The sequence below is a fragment of the Streptomyces atriruber genome, assembly GCF_001418325.1.
Lineage (GTDB): Bacteria > Actinomycetota > Actinomycetes > Streptomycetales > Streptomycetaceae > Streptomyces > Streptomyces atriruber.
The window spans coordinates 22,898-39,423 of the sequence record NZ_LIPN01000194.1 but is presented as its reverse complement, the minus strand read 5'-3'; the positions used below and the strand labels follow the sequence as shown (position 1 = coordinate 39,423).

Here is a 16,526-nt window from a genome sequence, read left to right as displayed (position 1 = left end):
CGGAGGAGCACAGCGCATGACAGGCATCAAAGGCAAGGTCGTGGCCGTCACCGGGGCGAGCAGCGGCATCGGCGAGGCGACCGCGCTGCTGCTCGCGGAACGGGGCGCGCGGCTCGTCCTCGGCGCACGCCGCACCGAACGGCTGGAGGCGCTGGCCGGGCGGATCGTGCGGGCGGGGGGCGAAGCCGTCCACCTGCGCACGGATGTGACGCGCGCCGAGGACCTGCGGGCCCTGGTCGCGCTCGCGGAGGAGCGCTTCGGCCGCCTCGACGTACTGGTCAGCAACGCGGGAGCGGGCACCATCTCGCCCCTGGACGACCTGCGCACCGACGAGTGGGACCACATGGTCGACGTCAACATCAAGGGCCTGCTGCACGGCATCGGGGCGGCACTTCCGGTCTTCCGCGCCCAGGGCAGCGGCCAGTTCGTCGTCACCGCGTCCACCGCCGCGTACCGCATCGTCCCGGCGATGGCCGTGTACGCGGGGACGAAGGTCGCGGTGCGGGCCATCTGTGAGGGGCTGCGCCAGGAGGCCGGGCCTGCGCTGCGGGTGACCACCGTCTCGCCGGGGGTGACGGCCACCGACTTCGCCGACGCGTCGACCAACGACAGAGTCCGTGCGGACATCGCGCGGATGCGCGACGAGCTCGCGTTCCCGCCCGTTTCGATCGCGCGGGCCATCGCGTTCGCCGTCGAGCAGCCCGCCGACGTGGACGTCAACGAGATCGTCGTCCGCCCGACCGCCCAGAGCTGACCGGCACCGGTCATCGTGGCCCGGCCGGGCCGCCCGTCCCGGGCCGGTCGGGCGCCGGAGAGTCGTAGCCGAGCTCGCGCATCGCCGCCCACAGGTCACCGCCCTCGGCGAGCAGCGCCTCGGTCAGCCGTTCCTGTGTGGCGGGCTCGGCGCGCACCGCATAGCGGGACCGCCCGGCCAGCCGGACGATACTGGCCACCACGTCCGACGAGGGACCGCCCTCGCCGTTCTCGAGGTGCTCCACGTCGGCCACCCCGATCCGCTCCACCGGCCCGCTTCCCTCGGGCACCGGCGCGATCACGGCGACCAGTGCCCCCGGCGGCTCGACGAGGAGCGGCGGCGGATCAGGGACGAGGAGCACGTCCCGGTCCACGAGGAGCGCCCTGGCGCCGATCGGTTCGAGGATGACGTCCGCGGCCGTGACCAGGGCGGCGGTGGACTCATCCATGGGGTCGCTCGAGTCGCTCATGGGGCCATGAAACGTGCTCGTCTGGGCGCAGAAACGTACACCCTGGGTCGTACACAGATAATCCACTCCAGAGTGGACGCGACAGCAGCCCTGATGCGCGCATTCTCATGGGTGTCGGAAACCCGTCCGACGAGGACGAGGAGAAGGAACAAGGAGACAGAGACACGAAAAGCGCGCCGCCGAAAGGGAAGATCGGCGGCGCGCCTGCTCGTTCCGCATGAGCCCGGGCGGGCCCTCTGCGGCGCGGGGCGTCAGGTCAGTCGTTGACGCAGGTGTTGCCGAAGGCCGGGTTGAGCAGGCCGATGACGTCGACGGTGTTGCCGCAGGCGTTGACCGGGATGTGGATCGGAACCTGGACGGCGTTGCCCGAGACGACACCCGGCGAGTTCTGGGCCGCACCCTGGGCGCCGGAGTCGGCCGAGGCCAGGCCCGCCGCACCCATCACCAGGGCGCCGGTGCCCAGGACCACGCTCAGCGTCTTCTTCGTTGCGGACATGGTGGTTCTCCTTGCAGTCGTATGAAGCCAAAGGCGCCCGGTCAGGTCACCACACGTCGTGCGAGACCGGAGCAGCACAACTCTGGGCGCCTGCCGTGATCAACGCCCGCCCCGTCGGCCGGACACGCGTTCTCGCCCGTTTGCCGCAACGGCAGGGCCATACGAAAGGGATGTACGAGGGACATACGAAAGCGGCTCCCGCTGTGAGCGGGAGCCGCAGAGGGCGTCAGACACGCGTCCGGCGCCGTTGGTACGTCAGGCCTCGGCCCGATCCTGTCCGGCTTATTCCCCGACGGCGTCCCGGCACTCGACGTGGCCCCAGCCGTGCGCGTTCTTGGCGATCTTCTCCCCGGCCGCGTACGGCTTCTGGCAGTGGCAGCGGCCCGGGAACTTGGCCTTGATGACGGGGCTCGACGACGCCTTCTTCGCACGGCCGGTGGCCTTCTTTGGCGCGCGGGTCGCGGGGGCGGCGGTCATGCGGTCCGCCCGCGGTTCCGGGATCGTTGTCGCGCCGTGGGCCGTGCCCGCGGGCTGCTGGCTCGTCGCGGCGTCGCTGGCCGCGACGTCCGCGATCGCGTTGAGGTGGTCGCCGTCGACGCGGTGCGCGGCCACGTGCCGGAACGTCACCTCACGGCCCTGCAGCAATGCGTCGATGCGCACGACCAGTTCCTTGTTGGCGACCGGCTTCTTCGCCGCGGTCTGCCACCCGTTGCGCTTCCAGGAGGCGATCCACTTGGTGACCGCGTTCATCGCGTACTGGCTGTCCATCCGTACCTCGATCGGCACGGCCGGGTCGGTGGCTTCCAGCAGCTCGGCGAGGGCGGTCAGCTCGGCCACGTTGTTCGTGGAGTGGCCGAGCGGACCGGCCTCCCAGCGCTGCGGGTGGCCCTCGGAGTCGGCTACCACCCAGGCCCAGGCCGCGGGCCCGGGGTTCTTCTTCGCCGCTCCGTCACAGGCGGCAATGATCAAGTCAGACATCCCCCGATGGTTTCATCCTGCGGAGGGTGCCGAGACACTGCAGGTCCCCTTGCGGGCTCTCTCCTGCTTCAGAGCCTTCGGAGCATTCACAGCATGATGAGCAGACGCGTATTCGGCTTGAGTTTCCTGTTCACCGAACGGCTCTGCACGTACACCTCCAACTTGGGATTGTTCCCCGCCTTCACGGATACGGTTCCGTGAATACCCGAACCGAACAGGAGGCTGCGCGCCGCATCGCCCGTATATGCGCGGTCGGTGTCCTTCTCGACCACGATGACTTCCTTGTTCTGCTGAACCTGAGCCCGGGCGCCCAGCTGGTAGTAGCACGCGCCCCTTTCGTACGCGACGCCCGGATGCGAGTTCACGAAGGGGCGGATCTCGACCTCCTTGTCGACCTTGAGGAGGCGGTATTTGTCGGCCGGAATCGGTTCGAGGTTCGCCCGCACCTCGTCCACCGATATGTCCTGGCCGACGGCGAACAGGTTCTTCGTGCCGCGGACCCCCTGCTCCCGTCCCCGCAGGAAGCTGGTGGCGGCGGCGCGCACGGTGCCGATCGCGTCCTCGACGCCCTTGTGGGAATCCGCGTCCCAGATGGCGATGTTCCCCGCCGGGAAGCCGTAGTTCTGCGCGGTGCGCTTGGCCAGCGAGTTCGGCACGAGGATCGCGGAGGTCCAGTGGTCCGGCAGTCCGCCCATCTTCGCCGCGATCCTGTCGAGCCAGGGGCCGAGGATGGTCATGTCGCCGTCGTGGCGCCTGTCTCCGCCGGAGGCGTTCTCCTCGCCGTCCGTCACCACGATCTGCAGGAAGCTGTGCTCGCCGTACTCCTCCCAGATGTGGCCCAGGTCGTCCAGGGACTTCAGCGACGCCTCGATCAGCGCCGTCGCGCCGTTCTTCACCCTGTAAAGACCGCGCATGGACGGGAGGTGCTTCACATCCATGTCCCAGACCAGGTTCTCCACCCTGTGGTCGAAGGAATAGAGGCTGATACGGGTCTCGTGACCGAGGCTGTCCGACTCGGCCTTCAATCCCGCCACGAACTCGTCCACAACGCGAATGAGTTGGCTCTGATGCGGCTGCATCGAGCCGGAACAGTCCACTACCAGCGCGACGTGATTCACCTTGTGCTGAATCCTGTTTGCGGACACGTTTGTGCTCCCCCTTCGAGGTTCCCCGAGTGATGTATTCACTCTATGGGGAGGCACTGACAACGGCCTTTGACGCTCGATCAGCCCGCCTCGTCCGTGCTGTGCCGCGTGCACGCCCACAGCACGAGCCCGAGGCAGCTGAACGCCGCACCCAGCGCGCATACGGATCCCCAACCGCCCACCGTGTAGAGGGAGGTCGCGGCGATGGCGCCGGTGGCGCTGCCGATCGAGTAGAAGACCATGTAGCCGCCGATCAGCCGGCTGCCCGCGTCCGGGTGCAGCGCGTAGATCAGGGTCTGGTTGGTGACGTGGACCGCCTGGACGGCGAGGTCGAGCAGGATCACCCCGACGACCAGGGCCCCGAGAGAGCTACGGGTGAAGGCGAGGGGCAGCCACGAAACGGTGAGCAGCGCCAGGGCTGTGCCGGTGGTCCGACGGGAGAGCCCGCGGTCGTTGAGGCGTCCCGCGACGGTCGCGGCCAGCGCACCGGCGGCACCGATCAGTCCGAGCGCACCGATGGCGCTGTGCGACAGGAAGTACGGAGCCTCGCTCAGCGGCAGCGCGACGCTGCTCCACAAGGTACTGAACGAGGCGAAGACCAGCAGACCGAACAGGGCCCGGAGCCGCAGCAGCCGCTCCCGTGCGAACAGGGTGACCGTGGAGCGCAGGAGCTCTCCGTAACGAAGCGTCGTTCGCGGGGTGTCGGCGTGGCGCGGCAGGACCCGGTGCAGGACCAGGGCGAGCAGCGCGGTGAGCGATGCCGAGGCGAGGTAAACGGAGCGCCAGCCCGCAAGATCGGCCATCAGGCCGGACACCGTGCGGGCGAGCAGGATCCCGATGACCACGCCGCTGGTGACCAGGCCCACGACCTGCCCGCGCCCGGCCGCGGGCGCCAGCGACGCCGCGAAGGCCACGAGCGTCTGCGTGACGACCGCGAGAAGTCCCGTGGCGGCCATGCCCGCGAGCAGCATCCCCGCCGTCCGGGCGCTCGCCACCACGGTCAACGCGCCCATCAGGAGCAGGAGTTGCACCACGATGAGCCGTCTGCGGTCTGCCCTGTCGCCCAGCGGCACGAGGAAGAAGAGCCCGAGGCCGTATCCGACATGCGTGAGCGTGACCACGCTGCCGATCAGTGCGGGGCTCATGGCGAGGTCGTGGCCCATGGTCACGAGGAGTGGCTGGGAGAAGTAGACGTTGGCCACGGCAGCCCCGCAGGCGATGGCGAACAGGGCGACGATGCCGCGGGAGAGGGGGAACGTAGGTGGCTCGGACTCGCCTGTGCTCATGCTCCGGCCACGGGTCTCGGTCCCGCTCCCGGTTCTAGTACCGCACTCGGTCCCGCTACCGCACTCCGTCCCGCTCCCGGTCCGTTGCGTCACAGCCTCGCCGTCGCAGGGCATCGGCCCACCTCCGCCTGTCCGTATCTGGTTGCATCTTGCTACCACTGGAGGTGGTGACGGTAGCGCTCACTGGTAGCATGTTGCAACCAGTATGGAGAGTGGAGGGCGGACGCCATGGTGACCAGGACGCGTTTCGACGACAGCGAGTGCCCCGTGGCCCGGTCGGTGGATGCGATCGGCGACTGGTGGTCCCTGCTGATCGTGCGGGACGCCTTCGACGGGAGTCGGCGCTTCGGCGAGTTCCAGCGCGGCCTCGGCGTGGCGAAGAACATCCTCACCGCGCGCCTGCGCACCCTGGTGGACGGCGGCGTCCTCGAATCCGTCCCCGCCTCGGACGGCAGTGCCTACCGCGAGTACGTCCTGACCCCCAAGGGCAAGGCGCTCTTCCCCGTCATCGTGGCGCTGCGGCAGTGGGGCGAGCAGAACTTCTTCGCTCCCGGAGAGCCCCATTCGCAACTCGTCGACCGCCGACAGGGGCAGAGCCTTCGCGCTCTGGAAGTGCTGTCCATGGACGGGCGACGGCTGAACCCCGACGACACGACCGTCCACAAGGTCTCCGGCGGGTGATCCGACCCTGATGCCGGACGTGCGCGCCCGCTAGTTGCGGGTGTCTTTCAACTGGGCGTCGCCGCAACTCCGTTGAGGATGAGGTCGATCCCCGCGAGGAACTGCTCACGGTCGTCGTGATCGCGTATCTGCACCGCGACGGCCCGGGTGAAGGGGTAGTCGTCGGAGTCGAGCGCTTCCCATGCCCTTGCGGTGGTGTCGAGGAACTCGCTGCGGTCCGCGCCGGGTCCGAGGGTGCGGCCGTTCGCCGCGTTCTGGCCCGCGGCGCCGAGGATGTAGTGCACCAACGCGGACGTCACCGTGAACCAGCTGCTCTCGGGCGCTTCGAGCGCGCTGACCTGCCGACCGATGCTTTCGAAGATCCTCGGCGCCACCGACTGCCCCGGAGTGCGGGAGAGTTGGGCGGCGAGCTGTGTGGCGAGCCACGGGTGCGCGTCGATCGCGTCGAACAGGGCGAGTGCGACCGTGTGGATCCCGTCCCGCGGTGAATCCGCGGTCGTGGTGGATGCGGCGGACGTGGCCGGCGCGACGGGCCTGTCGGACTCGACGGCCAGAGCGTCGGCGACAACCGCGTCGGTGGCGGCGTCGAGCAGCTCGCTCTTGTTCGCCACGTGCCAGTAGATCGCCCCGGGGCCTGTGGTCAGGCGCTCGGCCAGGGCGCGGAACGTGAGTTTCCCTTCGCCGTCCGCGTCGAGCAGCTCGACCGCGGCCGCGACGATGCGCTCGCGAGAGAGGGGGTTCTCGCGGCGCTCGGGGCGACGCGTTCTGGTTGTCATCCTCCCATCCTGGCACACAACTGGAACGTCGTTCCAGCTTGACATCACTGGAATGACGTTCCAGTCTGGATGAGGCATTGGAACAACATTCCAGGACCGGCTCGTGGCTCGTGGCTCGTAACGAGGGCCACCGGCTCGGAACGGGCGCGCCTCGCCGGTGTGCGCGACGAAAGGAACCACCATGACCACTCACGTCACGATCATCGGCGCCGGGCTCGGCGGGCTGACCCTCGCCCGCGTCCTGCACGTCCACGGCATCCCGTCCACGGTCCACGAGGCGGAGGTGTCGCCCACCGCTCGCGCGCAGGGCGGAATGCTCGACATCCACGAGCACAACGGCCAGCCCGCCCTTGCGGCGGCAGGCCTGACCGAAGAGTTCCGCAGCCTCGTCCTGGAGGGCCGCCAGGCGACGCGGGTCCTCGACCACGACGGGACCGTCCTGTTCGACCAGGGCGACGACGGCACGGGCGGCCGCCCCGAGGTACAGCGCGGCGAGCTGCGGCAGATCCTGCTCGACTCCCTGCCTGCCGGCACCGTGCGGTGGGGCCAGAAGGTCAGTGGGGCCCGGCCACTCGGGGGAGGCGGTCACGAGGTGACCTTCGCCGACGGCACCACCACCGTCACGCACCTGCTGGTGGGCGCGGACGGCGCGTGGTCACGGGTGCGGCCGCTGCTCACCGACGTCACCCCCGAGTACACCGGCAGATCATTCGTCGAGACCTATCTGTTCCACGCCGACACCCGCCATCCGGACACCGCGAAGGCGGTCGGCGGCGGGATGATGCTCGCGCCCGCACCGGGCAAGGGAATACAGGCCCACCGCGAGCAGGGCGACACCCTCCACACCTACGTCGCGCTCACCGAGGCACAGGAGTGGTTCACCGCCGTCGACTTCAGTGACGCGGAGGCGGCGGTCGCGCGGGTGGCAAGGGAGTTCGAGGGCTGGGCGCCCGAGCTCACCGCGCTGATCACCGACTCGGACACGCCGCCGGTGCTGCGCCTGCTGCACGCCCTGCCAGCCGACCACCGGTGGGAGCGGGTGCCAGGAGTGACCCTGCTCGGCGACGCCGCTCACCTGGCGATCCCGAACGGCGATGGTGCGAACCTCGCCATGCTCGACGGTGCCGAGCTCGGCCGGGCCCTCGCCGCACACCCCGGCGACACCGAGGCCGCACTCGCCGCCTACGAGCAGGCCATGTTCCCGCGCAGCGCCGAAGCCGCCCGTGACGGCATCCAGCTCCACGAGTTCCTCTTCGGCGACACCGCGCCCCACAGCCTGATCGCCGCGTTCACCGAAGGCGAGGGGGCCTCGTGACCCACCCCCGGCTCGCGGACTCCGCACCGCCCAACCGCTCTGTACGGCAAGGGGAATTCGGTTCGCGTCGCGTTGCGTTGGGCTGACAGTCGGCTCTTCGTCCCACCCGCCTCGCCTCGTACCAGGAGACCCCTCCCATGCCAGAGTTCGAGATCGATGCCGTCGTGTTTGACGTCCTCGGCACGCTCGTCGACGAACCCGCCGGGATCCGCGCCGGAATCCGTGGACTCGCTCCCTCGCTCGACGATTCCGAGGTCGAGCGGCTCCTGTCGGTGTGGCAGGAGCACATCGACCGCGAACAGCGGAGCATGGCCGAAGGCGCCCGGCCCTACCGTGCCAGCGACGCCCTCGACCTGGAGGCAGCCCGGCTCGTCGCCGCCGCCGTGGGCGTCGACGACGCGGCCTCGGTGGCGGCGCTGGCTCCGTCGGGTCGAAGGCTCCCGCCCTGGCCCGACACGGTGGCCGGGCTCGCACGGCTCGCCGAACGGTTTCCGCTGATCGGGCTCTCCAACGCGAGCAGATCGGCGCTGCTCGAACTCAACGCCTACGCCGGACTGCGCTGGCACCAGGCGCTGTCCGCCGAGGACGCCCGGTCCTACAAGCCCGACCCTGCGGTCTACCAACTGGCCGTCACCGTCTCCGGACATCCGCCGGAGCGGCTGCTGATGGCCGCCACCCACGCCTGGGACCTGCGCGCGGCACAACAGCTCGGCCTGCGCACCGCCTACGTCGCGCGCCCCGTGGGCGATCCGCCCGCTCCCTCGGACACCTTCGATCTCTACGCCGACGGCCTGGCCGACCTGTCCGGGCAACTCGAACGCATCCGGGGATAGCGAGGACTTCCGTCAGCGGGCGAGCAGATCGCGGATCGCCCCGCTGACCACGGTCGGCTCCTCCTCCGCCATGAAATGACCGCAGCTCACGGTCCCGTGGCGCAGGTCGGGGGCCCAGGCACGCCACAGCGCGGCGGCGTCGAAGCCGAGCGCCGCTCCCCAGTCCTGCTGGAGCACGGACACCGGCATGGTGAGGCGGTTGCCCGCGTCCCGGTCGGCCTGGTCGTGCCGCACGTCGATGTGGGCGGAGGCACGGCAGTCCGCGACGATGGACGGCACGGCTTCGCGGGACGCCTTGAGGTAGGAGGCCCGTACGTCGGCGGGGATCGCGTCGGGATCGCGCGTCCAGATGTCGAGGAAGTGGCCGAAGAACGCGTCCGGGGCGGCACCGATCAACTCCTCGGGCAGGCCGGGCTGCTGGGCCATGAGATAGAGGTGGAAGCCGACCGCTGCCGTCGTGCCGTGCATGACGTCCCACATGTCGAGGGTCGGCAGCACGTCGAGGGACAGGAGGTGCGAGACCGCTGCCGGATGGTCGAGCCCGGCCCGTACGGCGACGAGGGCGCCGCGGTCGTGCCCGGCGAGGGCGAAGCGGTCGTGGCCGAGGGCGCGGGCGAGCGCGACGACGTCGCCCGCCATCGTCCGCTTGGAGTACGTTTCCCCGTCGATGTCGGCGGGCTTGTCGCTGGCGCCGTACCCGCGCAGGTCGGGGCAGATCACGGTGTGCTCCCTCGCGAGGTCGGCCGCCACGTGCCGCCACATCAGATGCGTCTGCGGGAAGCCGTGCAGCAGCACGACGGGGCTGCCGGAGCCGCCGACGGCGACGTGGAGACGTACGCCGTCCGCGACAGGGACGTGCTGGTGGTCGAAGCCGGGCAGGGTGGGTGTCATGGCGAGTTCTCCGGGAGGATGGTGCGAGGCCGCCGGCGGCGGACGTCTTCAGCCTGCCGCCGGTGAATCAGCAAGCGATCAGTGAACGGACGGCATGCCATCAGCGAGCGAACGGCAGACCTCCGGTGAGCGACGGGTACGGAGAGCGCGGTGGAGCGCACGTGTCGGGCATGACGGCGACGGAGCAGGTCGGGTTCGGTGTCCTCGGCCCCGTGGCGGCCTGGAACCCCGACGGCCCGCTCGCCCTGGCCGGGCCGCGCCAGCGGGCCGTCCTGGCCCGGCTGATCGTCGCCCGCCGCCATGTCGTGCCCGTCCCGCGCCTCATCGACGACCTGTGGGAGGACCCGCCGGAACGCGCACTGGGAACGGTCCGGACGTTCGTCGCCGCACTGCGCAAGGTCCTGGAACCCGACCGGCCGCACCGCGCCCCCGCCCGCCTCCTCGTGACCGAGGGCCCCGGCTACGCGCTGCGGGCCGCGCCGGACGCCGTGGACGCCTGGCGCTTCGAGACGGCCGTGGGCGAGGCCAGGGACCTGCCGCCGCGGGACGCCCTGCACCGCCTCGACGAGGCACTTGGCTTGTGGCGTGGGCCTGCCTACGCCGAGTTCGCGGACGAGGAATGGGCGCGCACGGAGCGTTCCCGGCTCGCCGAACTGCGGGCGCTGGCCGTCGAGCGGCGCGCCGAGGCATCGCTGGCGCTCGGCGGTGCCGCCGACGTCGTGCCCGACCTCGACGCGCACGTGACCCGCCACCCGTGGCGCGAGGACGCCTGGCGGCTGCTGGCCCTCGCGCTGTACCGGACCGGTCGGCAGGGCGACGCGCTCGCGACGCTGCGCCGCGCCCGCGCCGCGCTCGCCGACGAGCTGGGGCTCGACCCGGGCCCCGGCCTGCGCCGCCTCGAGGCGGACATCCTCGCGCAGGACGCCGCCCTGGACCCGGCCGGAGGACCCCGTCCGGCGACCCTCACGACCGCGCCGTCCGGCCCGGCCGCGACGGCGTCCCGGCTCTGGAGCGAGGCCGCCGCCTCGTACGACCGCACCGTCGAGGCCGGGGCCCGCGCCCGCCTGGAGTCGACCGTCGGCCTCGTCCGCAGCCTCGCCGTGACCGGCGCCGGGGGACTGGAGGCTGCCCGGCGCCACCGCATGGCGGTGATCGAGGCGGCCGAGGAGTACGGCGACACGGAGCTGACCGCCCGCGTGATCGGCGCCTTCGACGTCCCCGCGATCTGGACGCGCGGCGACGACCCGGAGCTCGCCCGGCAGATCGTCGCGGCCGCGGAACGGACCCTCGCGCACCTGCCGGAGGACGCGTCCGGCGCGACGCGCTGCCGTCTCCTCGCCACCGTCGCGGTGGAGACGCGCGGCGCCAGAACACCGCGCGGACCGGAAGCCGCACACGAGGCGCAACGGCTCGCCCGGCATCTCGACGATCCCGCGTTGCTCGCGTTCGCGCTCAACGGGACGTTCATGCAGTCCTTCACCCGCGCGGGCCTGGCCCCACGGCGCGACGCCATCGGCGCCGAGCTCGTCGAACTCTCCGCCCGGCACGGTCTGGTGACCTTCGAGGTGCTCGGCCACCTCATCCGCCTGCAGGCACACTCCGCGCTCGCCGACTTCCCGGCGGCCGACGCACACGCGGCCGCCGCGACACGGCTCTCGGAGCGCCACGAACTGCCGCTGGTGGGCATCTTCACGCGGTGGTACGAGGCCATGCGGCTGGCCGCCGCCGGGGAAGTGGCGCGCGCCGAGACCGCCACGCGCGTCGCGGCCGAGCATCTGGACCAGGCCGGGATGCCGGGGATGCGTGCGGGGCTGCTGCCGCTGGCGCTGGTGACCCTGCGCCTGGCGAACCGGCGCCGCCCCGACGTCGACCTGACGATGGACTGGGGCCCGCACCGCCCCTGGGCCGAGGCGCTGGCACTCGCGGAGACGGGACGCCAAGCCCAGGCACGCGCGGCACTGCGGGCGCTCCCCGAACCGCCGCCGGACCTGCTCTACGAGGCATTGTGCTGCGTGGCGGCGGAGGCGGCCCTGAGATCGGGCGACCGGCCCGGACTTGAGCTGGTCCGTGCGCGCCTGCAGCCCGCCGCCGGGCAGCAGGCGGGTGCGGGGAGCGGGGTGCTCACCGCCGGATCCGTGGACCACTGGCTCTCCCGCATCGCGGACGCGCTCGCGTGACGACGGCACGCGAAGCGGCCATCAGCGAGACGAAACGTTCTTGCCGTGCCCGGCCCCTCGTACCGAGACTGATCCCATGACCAGGGCGACGAGGGAACCACTGCCGGGAGGCGGGCTCGTCCTGACCGTGCCGGATGCCGAGCCGGACGGTGTGCCGCACTCCGTGCCGTCGCTGCGCTTCGAGCGGGCGACCGGCCGCGACTGGACCCTGCTGCAGGGCGAACGGCCCTTGATCCGGGCCCGGTCGGAGGGGGACGGATGCTGCCGCGACCTCCACCTGCACCGCCTGCCGGGACACCGCTCCCCGCTGCCGCCCCTGTCCGCCGCGATGATGCGGGCCGGGGGCGACTGGACCCACCGGTACGCGCGCGGGCTGGAGGACGCGAAGGGACACGGCCCCCTCCACCACGGACGCTGGCGACTGTCCCCGCGCACCACGTTCGCTCCCGGCATCTGGAGCTGCGACCTCGTCCAGGACTGGCCCGACGCCACCCTCGAACTGCTCTGCGGGGGAGGGTGGCACGGGGTCCTGCCGCTGCGCCCGCTCCCCGCGCCGGACGCCCCGCGCGTCAAGGCCCAGCGCAAGCACGCCCGCGAGGGCACGCTCGCGCCCGTGCTGCTGTGGTGGGTGTCCTTCCTGGACGGCTGGCTGCTCCTCGACGGCCACGACCGGGCGGCGGCCGCGCTGGCGGAGGGCACGCCACCGGCCTGCGTGGAACTGGTCCGCGTACCGGACGAAGCCGACTGGCGGGCGACCGCGGAACAGATCACCAAGTCGCACCGGGACCGGATGGCGCGCCTGGCCGCGCACCCCGCGAGTCCGCACATCGCCCGCCAACGGCAGGCCATGGAACGGGGCTACGCCGACGTCATCTCCACCCTCCCGTACGACGCGGACGACACCCCGATGCGGTGAGGCCCGTGAGGTGGGGGTGACAGCGGCCGGAACACGCGCGTGGCACTCCACCCGGAGCCGGTATCTCGCCTGGAACACCCTCATGTGCCACTACTGCGGTTGCCGAGAGGTGCCTCTCATCAAGGAGTTCATCGCCGAGCACGAGCGCGTGACCAACGCCGCGGGGGATGCGGTCCGGGCGCTGGAAAGGGGTGACACGGACCGGGCGCGCGTACTCGTGGACGAGATGGCCCGCGAACTGGACGCGCACTGGCGGGGCGAGGAGAACGGTCTCTTCACGGTGATGCGCGAGGATCCCGAGTACGCGGACCACATCGCGGACCTGGAGGTCGAACACCGCGAGCTGGCCGCCCTGTTGCCCGCCCTCGACCTGTCGGCCCCCGGTGACGTACGCACCCTCGTCGAAGCCGTCGACGAGCTGCATCGGCACATCGCCAAGGAGGAGGACGGGCTCTTCCCTGCCTCGCTCACCGCGCTCGACGGCGATGGGTGGAACCTCTCCATGGCGGCCTGGCGCGAGGCTCACCCGACGCAGGTATAGATTGCGGGTCGCTACATGCGTGGACGAGGGGCAGGGGGCTGGCGGGGATGGCGGACCGTACTGGATTCTCGGTGAGCGGGTGGCGCAACCGGGTGGTCGAAATGCCTCCGCGAGATGCGGATGACGAAGACCCGAAGATGCCGACGGTGATGGATTTCCGGGGTGGCTGGTTCACCTCGCAGTACCACCTGCACGCGCTGGACCGGGGGCCGGACCACGAGTCCCTCGGTCCGTGCCTGGCGACCATCATGGGGCTGGGCCCCAACCGCTTCGTCCTGCCTCCGCGCTACCGCAGTTTCCGCATCCGTCGGTTCAGCACCAGGGGAAACTCCGTCACGCACGGGCCGTGGCACCTGCGCGTGCTGCGCCTCGACGAGTTGACGCAGCTCGGAGGAGAGGTCACCGGCAAGCACTGGGACCTTCTGAACTATTCGGGCGGGGCGGCGAGGCTGGGCTTCGAGTGGACGAGCGGTGAAGGCGGAGAACTCACTTTCCGTACCCTCACCGACTCCGGGCAGGAGCAACGGCTCACGGAGGGCCAGGCTCTGCGGGGGACCGTGACCTTGCCGGGCGAAGGCCTGCTGCAGATCCGGGGGCACGGCCGGTGGCGGCTCACCCTGCGGCCGGAGAGCAGCCAGCGAACTTCGCGACGGCCGCCGGGGCGACGGGCGTGAAGAAGTTGACGAGGTTGCCGTCGGGGTCGCGGAGCAGCAGGGACCGGTTGCCCCAGGGCATGGTCGTCGGCCCGCCGACGAAGTCGGTGACCCAGCCGGTCAGGTTCTCGTGCACGCGGTCCACGTCGTCGACGAGGTACTCGATGATCACGCTGTGATTGTCGGCCGGACGTGCGGACCCGGGCGCGAACAGCGGGACGGTGCGCGTGCCCGCTATCGCCAGGGTGGCGGCCGGGGTCCTGAGTTCGGCGAAGTCCTCGGTGGCCCAGGACGCCTGCGCGCCGGTGGCCTTCTCGTAGAACTCGACGAGGCGGGCGACGTCGCCGGTGATGATGCGGACGGAGACGAAGTTCGCGGTGCCAACTGTGCTGCTCATGCTCTTCTCCTTGGCTGCTGCGGTCGGTGTGCATCACACGCTAGGACGAATAGTGGACAGAATCGGTCCTGTATCGGCGCTAGGCTGCGGACATGTCTCGACCCGTCGGCCGCGTGCTCACGCTCCTGGAACTGCTGCAGTCGGGCGGCACCCGCACCGTGGCCGAACTGGCGGACCGGCTCGGTGTCGACGGGCGGACCGTGCGGCGCTACGTCGACCAGCTGATCGATCTCGACGTGCCGGTCGAGTCGGTGCGCGGGCGCTACGGCGGATACCGGCTCGCCCCCGGCACGGCGCTGCCTCCGCTGATGTTCGGCGACGACGAGGCGCTCGCCGTACTGCTCGGCCTGATCGCCGGTCGCCGAGCGGGTCTCACTCCGGGGGACACGGCGAGCGAGACGGCGGCCGCCAAGATCCGGCGGGTACTGCCCGCCCGCATCGCCCGCCGCCTCGACACGGTCCTGGACTCCCTGGCCTTCACCGGCGAACCGGGCGCGTTCGCCGCACCGGACGCGGAGGTCCTGCTCACTCTCGCCGATGCGGTACGCCACCGACGGCCGGTCTCGCTCCGCTACACGGACCGCAAGGGCCGCCGCGGCGACCGCACGCTGCACGCGTACGGGCTGGTCGCCCACGCGGGCCGGTGGTACGTGACGGGCACGGACCCGGAGATCGCGGAGGACCGGACCTTCCGGCTCGACCGCATCGCGGCCGTGCGGCCCCTGCCCGGCTCGTTCCAGGTCCCGGACGAGTGCGATCCGGCGGACCGCGTCCTGACGGGGTTCGCCGAGGCCGCGTACCGGTACGAGGTGACGTTGCGGATCCAGGGGACGGTCGAACAGGTCCGCGCCCGCCTTCCCGTCGGCATCGCGAGCTTGGCGGAGTGCGCTCCTGCGGAGGGTGCGGGAAAGGAGGGCCGGGCGGACGAGCCCTGGCTGCGCGCCGAAGTGCGGGCGGAACGGCTCGACTGGCTGCCTCCGCTGCTCGCCTCGCTCGACCGGCCCTTCGTCGTCGAACGCCCCGACGAACTGCGCGAACTCGTCACCGCGTTCGCCGACCGCCTCGCGTCCTTCGCCCGTCGGACCTGATCGCGGGCCGTGACGCTAGGACTTGGCGCGCGTCGGCGGGACGGGTGCCAGGCGGTACGCATCTCCGTCTCCGTGGGAGACCACGCGGCCGGACGTCGGGTCGGGGAAGTGGGTGCCGAGGAGCAGCGTCTCCGTGCCGACGAGCGAGGCGAGCAGGTCACGGCGGGTGGCTTCGGACTGCTCGGGGTCGATGTCGACGCAGCTTCCGATGTGGGGATGGGGGAGTTGTACGGGGTGGTGGAGCAGATCGCCGGTGATCAGGGCTGACGCGCCGCGGCTGCTCACCTGGACGGCGATGTGCCCGGGGGTGTGTCCAGGAGTGGGCACAAGGCGCACGCCGGGGGCGACTTCGGCGCCCTCGGCGGGGACGTCGACGAGGTCGAGCAGTCCCGCGTCCTCGACCGGATCCACGGAGTCGCGGAACATCTGGCGGCGCGGTTCGTCCATGTCGTGACCGGCCCAGAACTCCCGCTCGACGCGCGAGGTGACGTAGCGGGCGTTGGGGAAGGTCGGACGCCAAGTGCCCTCCACCTTGCGGGTGTTCCAGCCGACGTGGTCGGTGTGCAGGTGGGTGAGGACGACGAGGTCGACCGAGTCCGGCGGGAAGCCCGCGTCGGTGAGGCGCTGGAGGTAGTCGGTGCGCAGGTCGTGCCACGCCGGGTTCGCCCGCGTCTTGCCGTTGCCGATGCCGGTGTCGACGAGTACGCGCAGGGTGCCCACGGTGAGCGCGAAGGTGTGGCTGTCCAGGTGCGGGACGCCCGCGTCGTCGGCGAAGTCCGGGCGCAGCCAGTGGTGTTCGGCGAGCACGTCGGGCGTCGCGGCGGGCAGCAGCCAGGGGCCGGTCGCGGGCGGCAGCGCGATTTCGTCGATGCGGTGGACGGTGACGTCGCCGACGGTCCAGTGGGGGATCGGGACCTCGGTGGGGTGGGTGGGTGAAGTCTGCGTCTGCATGGGGCGGGTCCCTTCGGTGCCGACAGAGCTAAAGCTAACCGTTTGCGTTTAGCGAGCGTAGGTCTTACGTTGTGGCTAACGCAAACGCTTAGCTTTTAGCGGGGTAGTGGCATCCGGTAGCCCGCACCACACCGCACTGCCCTTCACCGCACCGCACCGGGCTCGGCCCCAGCTCCGGC

General features: G+C 71.2%; 18 protein-coding genes. 9 read left to right on the top strand and 9 right to left on the bottom strand.

The window, feature by feature from the left end; translation table 11 throughout:
• The first annotated feature begins 16 nt into the window (after window positions 1–16).
• The gene (locus AOK03_RS21430) at window positions 17–754 is read left to right on the top strand and encodes an SDR family oxidoreductase (protein ID WP_055566929.1); all 738 of its coding nucleotides are present in this window, start codon (window positions 17–19) and stop codon (window positions 752–754) included.
• A 10-nt stretch (window positions 755–764) separates the two neighbouring features.
• On the opposite strand, the gene AOK03_RS21425 is transcribed toward AOK03_RS21430, so the two are convergent.
• The 5 genes from AOK03_RS21425 to AOK03_RS21405 form a co-directional block, all read right to left on the bottom strand.
• A complete protein-coding gene (locus tag AOK03_RS21425) occupies window positions 765–1,223 on the bottom strand; it encodes a hypothetical protein (protein ID WP_157869032.1) in 459 nt (152 codons plus the stop codon).
• A 256-nt stretch (window positions 1,224–1,479) separates the two neighbouring features.
• The gene (locus AOK03_RS21420; RefSeq protein WP_055566927.1) at window positions 1,480–1,719 is read right to left on the bottom strand and encodes a chaplin; all 240 of its coding nucleotides are present in this window, start codon (window positions 1,717–1,719) and stop codon (window positions 1,480–1,482) included.
• A 282-nt stretch (window positions 1,720–2,001) separates the two neighbouring features.
• On the bottom strand, window positions 2,002–2,697 hold the full coding sequence (locus AOK03_RS21415; protein ID WP_208609567.1) for a ribonuclease H family protein: 696 nt from the start codon (window positions 2,695–2,697) through the stop codon (window positions 2,002–2,004).
• An 86-nt stretch (window positions 2,698–2,783) separates the two neighbouring features.
• Window positions 2,784–3,842 carry a vWA domain-containing protein gene (locus AOK03_RS21410; RefSeq protein ID WP_055566926.1) on the bottom strand — a complete coding sequence of 353 codons (1,059 nt, stop codon included), beginning with the start codon at window positions 3,840–3,842 and terminating at the stop codon, window positions 2,784–2,786.
• Between the two features lie 80 nt (window positions 3,843–3,922).
• Window positions 3,923–5,128, bottom strand: coding sequence for an MFS transporter (locus tag AOK03_RS21405; RefSeq protein ID WP_055566925.1), 1,206 nt, complete (start codon window positions 5,126–5,128; stop codon window positions 3,923–3,925).
• A 228-nt stretch (window positions 5,129–5,356) separates the two neighbouring features.
• On the opposite strand from AOK03_RS21405, the gene AOK03_RS21400 reads away from it, so the two are divergent.
• A complete protein-coding gene (locus AOK03_RS21400; RefSeq protein ID WP_055566924.1) occupies window positions 5,357–5,809 on the top strand; it encodes a winged helix-turn-helix transcriptional regulator in 453 nt (150 codons plus the stop codon).
• A 47-nt stretch (window positions 5,810–5,856) separates the two neighbouring features.
• Here the strand turns inward: AOK03_RS21400 and AOK03_RS21395 are convergent, their stop codons facing one another.
• Window positions 5,857–6,585 (bottom strand): TetR/AcrR family transcriptional regulator, encoded by a 729-nt coding sequence (locus AOK03_RS21395; protein WP_055566923.1) that lies wholly within the window; start codon window positions 6,583–6,585, stop codon window positions 5,857–5,859.
• A 181-nt stretch (window positions 6,586–6,766) separates the two neighbouring features.
• Between AOK03_RS21395 and AOK03_RS21390 the strand changes: the two genes are divergently transcribed.
• Both AOK03_RS21390 and AOK03_RS21385 read left to right on the top strand, forming a co-directional pair.
• On the top strand, window positions 6,767–7,900 hold the full coding sequence (locus tag AOK03_RS21390) for an FAD-dependent oxidoreductase (protein WP_055566922.1): 1,134 nt from the start codon (window positions 6,767–6,769) through the stop codon (window positions 7,898–7,900).
• Window positions 7,901–8,037: 137 nt separating this feature from the next.
• Window positions 8,038–8,733, top strand: coding sequence for a haloacid dehalogenase type II (locus AOK03_RS21385; RefSeq protein ID WP_055566921.1), 696 nt, complete (start codon window positions 8,038–8,040; stop codon window positions 8,731–8,733).
• Window positions 8,734–8,745: 12 nt separating this feature from the next.
• Here the strand turns inward: AOK03_RS21385 and AOK03_RS21380 are convergent, their stop codons facing one another.
• Window positions 8,746–9,624 (bottom strand): alpha/beta fold hydrolase, encoded by an 879-nt coding sequence (locus tag AOK03_RS21380; RefSeq protein ID WP_055566920.1) that lies wholly within the window; start codon window positions 9,622–9,624, stop codon window positions 8,746–8,748.
• A gap of 170 nt (window positions 9,625–9,794) precedes the next feature.
• Here AOK03_RS21380 and AOK03_RS21375 point away from each other — a divergent pair, with 170 nt between their 5' ends.
• The 4 genes from AOK03_RS21375 to AOK03_RS21360 all read left to right on the top strand — a co-directional run bounded on the left by AOK03_RS21375 (window position 9,795) and on the right by AOK03_RS21360 (window position 13,932).
• On the top strand, window positions 9,795–11,801 hold the full coding sequence (locus AOK03_RS21375) for an AfsR/SARP family transcriptional regulator (RefSeq protein WP_055566945.1): 2,007 nt from the start codon (window positions 9,795–9,797) through the stop codon (window positions 11,799–11,801).
• A gap of 76 nt (window positions 11,802–11,877) precedes the next feature.
• On the top strand, window positions 11,878–12,717 hold the full coding sequence (locus AOK03_RS21370) for a hypothetical protein (protein ID WP_055566919.1): 840 nt from the start codon (window positions 11,878–11,880) through the stop codon (window positions 12,715–12,717).
• A 109-nt stretch (window positions 12,718–12,826) separates the two neighbouring features.
• Entirely contained in the window at window positions 12,827–13,258 is a 432-nt protein-coding gene (locus AOK03_RS21365) for a hemerythrin domain-containing protein (protein WP_244177685.1), read from the top strand.
• A gap of 146 nt (window positions 13,259–13,404) precedes the next feature.
• Window positions 13,405–13,932: a hypothetical protein gene (locus AOK03_RS21360; RefSeq protein WP_208609566.1), complete on the top strand. Its 528-nt coding sequence runs from the start codon at window positions 13,405–13,407 to the stop codon at window positions 13,930–13,932.
• On the opposite strand, the gene AOK03_RS21355 is transcribed toward AOK03_RS21360, so the two are convergent.
• Complete coding sequence (locus AOK03_RS21355; RefSeq protein ID WP_055566916.1) at window positions 13,871–14,308, bottom strand: VOC family protein; 438 nt, start codon at window positions 14,306–14,308, stop codon at window positions 13,871–13,873. The two genes, AOK03_RS21360 and AOK03_RS21355, sit on opposite strands and share 62 nt — an antisense overlap.
• Window positions 14,309–14,400: 92 nt before the next feature.
• Between AOK03_RS21355 and AOK03_RS21350 the strand changes: the two genes are divergently transcribed.
• Window positions 14,401–15,396: a helix-turn-helix transcriptional regulator gene (locus AOK03_RS21350; protein ID WP_055566915.1), complete on the top strand. Its 996-nt coding sequence runs from the start codon at window positions 14,401–14,403 to the stop codon at window positions 15,394–15,396.
• 15 nt (window positions 15,397–15,411) lie between these two features.
• On the opposite strand, the gene AOK03_RS21345 is transcribed toward AOK03_RS21350, so the two are convergent.
• On the bottom strand, window positions 15,412–16,347 hold the full coding sequence (locus AOK03_RS21345; RefSeq protein ID WP_055566914.1) for an MBL fold metallo-hydrolase: 936 nt from the start codon (window positions 16,345–16,347) through the stop codon (window positions 15,412–15,414).
• Window positions 16,348–16,526: the final 179 nt, after the last annotated feature.